This is a genomic window from Streptomyces sp. XM83C (assembly GCF_023072675.1).
In the GTDB taxonomy this organism is placed as follows: domain Bacteria; phylum Actinomycetota; class Actinomycetes; order Streptomycetales; family Streptomycetaceae; genus Streptomyces; species Streptomyces thermocoprophilus.
This window is the reverse complement of record NZ_JALLGL010000429.1, coordinates 1-3,977: the sequence shown is the minus strand read 5'-3', so window position 1 is coordinate 3,977 and position 3,977 is coordinate 1. Positions and strand designations below refer to the sequence as shown.

Here is a 3,977-nt window from a genome sequence, read left to right as displayed (position 1 = left end):
GGCTCGGAGCAGGGGGCGGGTGACCGGGGCCCGTAAGGCGGGTGGCGCTTGAGCGGCGGACGGGCGGCCGGAGCGCGTGAGCGGGGGCCGGGAGCGGAGGCCCCGCCGGGACGCCGGGGCGCAGGCCGAAGGCAGGAACGGACATACGGCCCGGACTCCGGGGACACGTGATGTGGGGCCTGGACCGGACGCCGGGGTGCGTACGTCGTCGGTATTCGTTGTCGTGTTCTACGTGTCCGTGGGGTGTGTGGTGTGGCGGGTCGTGCCGCGACCCGGGGCGCCGCGTGCACGTTGGGGTTGCCGTGGCGCGCCGTGCAGTGACGGTTCTGCAACGGCTCCGGGCGGCACCGGCAGCTCGACCGGGGCGGAACGGCAGGCCGGAACGGAGCGGCAGGCCGGGCCGGCCGGATCACGTCGGATCGGGTCGGATCAGTCCGGATCAGGCTGGATCAGGTCGGAGCGGTCTGCAGAGAAGGTGCGGCCGACCGGAGAGGCCGACCCGCTGAGGTCGGCCGTGTCGGGAGGCCGTGGCGGGACGGCCGTGGCGGGACGGTCCGTTGGGAGGGTGCGTGGGCGGCTCAGGGCGCGACGGGAGTGCGGCGACGGTGTTGACGAGCGGTGGTGGTCCGGGCGGCGGTTCCGCGCGGGAGGGTGTGCGCCCGGCGGTGGTGGGCCGGGAGCGGGAGACGGCCGCGGTCGCGGAGCTGCTGGCCGCGCACCGGCTGGTGACCGTCACGGGTCCGGCCGGGGTGGGCAAGAGCACGGTGGCCGCCGCTGCCGTGGCGGCGTCGGCGGGCTGGGAGTGCCTGGTCCAGGTGCGCTGGGAGGGCTCGGCGCCCGGCCGGCCCGGTGAGCTGTCGGCAGCCGTGCTGACGCGGGTGACGGGCGCCGTACCGGCGGGGCCGGTGAGCCCGGAGCGGGCCGCGGACTGTCTGCCGGACGCGCCGACGCTGCTGTGGCTGGACGACATGGACCCGGTGCACGAGGAGTGCGTACGCCTGGTGCAGCGCGTCCTGTTGCGTGCCCCGCGGACGACGGTCGTGGTGACGTCCCGGCGGTCGCTCGGCCTCGACGCCGAGCGGACGGTACCGCTGCGGGGCCTGCGCACCGAGCCCGCGCCCGGTGACGCCGCCGGCGCGCGTCCGCCGGCGGTGGAGCTGTTCCACCGGCACGCGCACCCGGGGGCGGCCGAGGACCCGGAGAGTGTCGCGGAGGTGTGCCGACTGGTGGAGGGGCTGCCGCTGGCCTTGGTCCTCGCGGCCGAGCAGACGGCTCGGCTGCCGGTGCGGGAGGTGGAACGGCTGCTGCGTCTCGACCAGTTGTGGCCCGCGGGCCCGCGCCTGCCGCATCGTCGGCACCGGTCGCTGCGGGACGCGGCCGGGTCGGTGTGGCTGCTGTGCGACCGGACCGTACGGGCCGTGTGGGCGCGGGCCGGCCTGTTCGCCGGGTCGTTCACCGAGGCGTCGGCGGTGCGTCTGTGCGCGGGCGGCGCCGTCGAAGCGCACCAGGTGCCGTCCTGCCTGCTGCGGCTCGCCGCGCACGGCGTGCTCCAGATGGACGGCGAGATCGGCGCCGTACGGGAGCCCCGCTACCGGATGACGCGGGCGGCCCGCGAGTTCGGGGTCGAACGGCTCACCGCGAAGGGCGAGTTCGCGGCGGTGGCGCAGCGGCGCGCGCAGCTCGCTGAACAGGTGGCCGTCGACGCGGAGAGCCTGTGGGAGCGGGGCGCGCAGGACCGGGCGGTGCGGCTGGTGTGCGAGGAGTACGAGGAGCTGGCGGCGCTCCTCGACCACGCGTCCACCGCGCCGGGTCTCGCACCGGACGCCCTGCGGACGGCGCTGCGGCTGTGGTTCTGGTGGGTGGTGTGCGACCGGGCGGAGGAGGGCGCGGCCCGGCTGCTGGCCCTGCTGCCGCACTGCGACAGCGGCCCGCTCCTCGCGCGCGGGCAGTGGCTCGCCGCCTGGCTGAGCGCACGGACCGCGCCGGATGCCGCGCGGGCTCTGCTGGACGACGCGTGGTGGACGTCGGTCCTGGCCGGCGACACCGCGACCGTGGGCCGTGTCGCGCACGTCCAGGGGGTGCTCGCCCTGCGGGACGGCGACGCGCGGGCCGCCGCGGCGCACTTCCGGCTGGCCGCCGACACCGTCCCCGCACACCCGGCGGCCGGCCCTCCGGCTGCGCTCTCTCTGGCGGCGCTCGCGCTGGCGCAGGTACGGTTCGCGCCCGTCGAGGCCCGGCGCAGCGCCCACCGCGCGCTGGCGCAGGCCGGTCTGCGGCAGGACGCCTGGACCTGCCAGGTGGCTCGGTACGCGTACGCGTGCGCCGACCTCGCGCTGGGCCGCACCGGCCGGGCGTGGCGTCGGGCGACGCGGGCGCTGGCCGGCTGCGGGGAGGGTCTGCCCGCAGCCCACGGCAGCGGTGCGCTGCGGCAGTTGCTCGCCGGCGTCGAAGTGGGCTCTCCGGTCCTGCCGGGTCCGCCGCCCGCGCTGGCGCCGCTCTCGGTGCCGGCGAGCGTGCCCCGCGCGTCGGCGCGGGAGATCCGCCTCGGCCGGGGACCGGCCCGCACCTAGACCAGGGCGCCGGGGCGGGCCGTGGGCTCGGTCGGTACGCCACGTCGAGGTGGTCGATGTCGCTGATGTCGACCTCCAGGTCGGCGGCGCGGCGGCCGTTGTCCTTGAAGCAGATCTCCCGCAGGCCCTCGGCGACGATACGGCGCAGCCGCCGGTCGTCGGCGCCCTGCCGCTGGGCGTCGAACAGACGGCGGGCGTACTCGGGGGGCAGGTGCACGGTCAGGCGGCGCACCCGCGGGTCGCCGGTACTGCCGATGGGGGCGGTGTACCCGAACCGGGCGCGGGTCTCGATGGTGCTGCCGGTGCTGGACGCGGCCCTGGCGCGGGCCTGTTCCCGGACGCGCGGCTGCCGGCGGGGGCCAGTACGGCGGCCTCGATCCGCTCGGCGATCTCCCGCGGCGGGCGGCGGCGCTCCCCGTTGCGGTCACGCTCCACCGACCGCCGGCCGACGCCGATCTCGCGGGCCACGGCCTGCGCGGACTTCAGCTGCCGCACCAGGAAGTCGATGCGCCCTTTGCGGGTCTTGGGCGGCTGCCGTGCGAAGGCCTCCCGGCCTGCCCGGTCCAGCGCGTCGTCGATCGCACCCGCCCCGGGCTGCTCCCTCCCGGGGTGCTACCGCGTCACGATCACACAGGCGGCCCGCCCGTCACGACCGCCGCCGCGCTCCGGCCTCCTCCAGCCGCCCGAGCAGGAAGGGCACCAGGCCTCGCTCCAGCAGGGCCCGCTCCCACGCCTCGCGGGCCCGGTCCGCGTCCTCGGCCGACGCGGGGGCCGAGGGCGCCGAGGGGGCCGCCGTGCGGGCGCCGGTGCGGGTCAAGCGCTGCCAGAGCAGATCCCCGGCACCCGCGCCGACCGCGAGCGACCCGGCGATGAGACCGGCGGTCACCAGTCCGCCGCCGATGTAGGGGTGCCCGCCGAAGGCGCTGAGCCCGTACCCGGTCGGCAGGAGCAGAGCCGCTGCGCCGGCGGCGACCACGGACGCCCGTACGGCCTGCGGCGCCCCCTCGTCCTCACGCCCCTCAGCGGGCCCGGACCGGACGCCACGGGCGCCTTGGGCGGCCTCGGCCGCGCTGCGGGTCCGCAGATACTCCCGGTACTCGGGCTCGGCGGCCTCGGAGATGGCGGAGCGTGCCTGCCGGGCACGACGGCGCAGATGCTCCTGGCTCAACGCCCCCTGGGCCCGGTCCAGCGCGTCGCGGACCTGCCGACAGTCCAGGGCCCGGTCGAGCACGCGCTCGAATACGGCGCCGGTCTCCCGCATCGGCGGGCCGGCCTCGCTCATGCTTCCCCCGAAGAGTTACGAGAAGTGCGGTGCGGCACATCCCCGTCCCCGGGGGACAGCCGTCCTGACCTGCGGTCACGGCCCGGCGAGTCTAACGCCCACCCCGCCCCCGCCCGACCACGACG

General features: G+C 77.4%; 2 protein-coding genes and 1 pseudogene. 1 reads left to right on the top strand and 2 read right to left on the bottom strand.

Translation table 11 applies throughout. From position 1 onward, the window contains the following. The first annotated feature begins 605 nt into the window (after window positions 1-605). A complete protein-coding gene (locus tag MTQ10_RS28645) occupies window positions 606-2,570 on the top strand; it encodes an ATP-binding protein (protein WP_247473258.1) in 1,965 nt (654 codons plus the stop codon). Between the two features lie 34 nt (window positions 2,571-2,604). Here the strand turns inward: MTQ10_RS28645 and tpg are convergent. Together tpg and MTQ10_RS28635 are read right to left on the bottom strand one after the other, a co-directional pair. Continuing rightward, window positions 2,605-3,149 (bottom strand): annotated as a pseudogene (tpg, locus tag MTQ10_RS28640) (telomere-protecting terminal protein Tpg); the annotation flags it as partial. Between the two features lie 67 nt (window positions 3,150-3,216). Further along, the gene (locus tag MTQ10_RS28635) at window positions 3,217-3,852 is read right to left on the bottom strand and encodes a hypothetical protein (protein WP_247473257.1); all 636 of its coding nucleotides are present in this window, start codon (window positions 3,850-3,852) and stop codon (window positions 3,217-3,219) included. Window positions 3,853-3,977 lie beyond the last annotated feature (125 nt).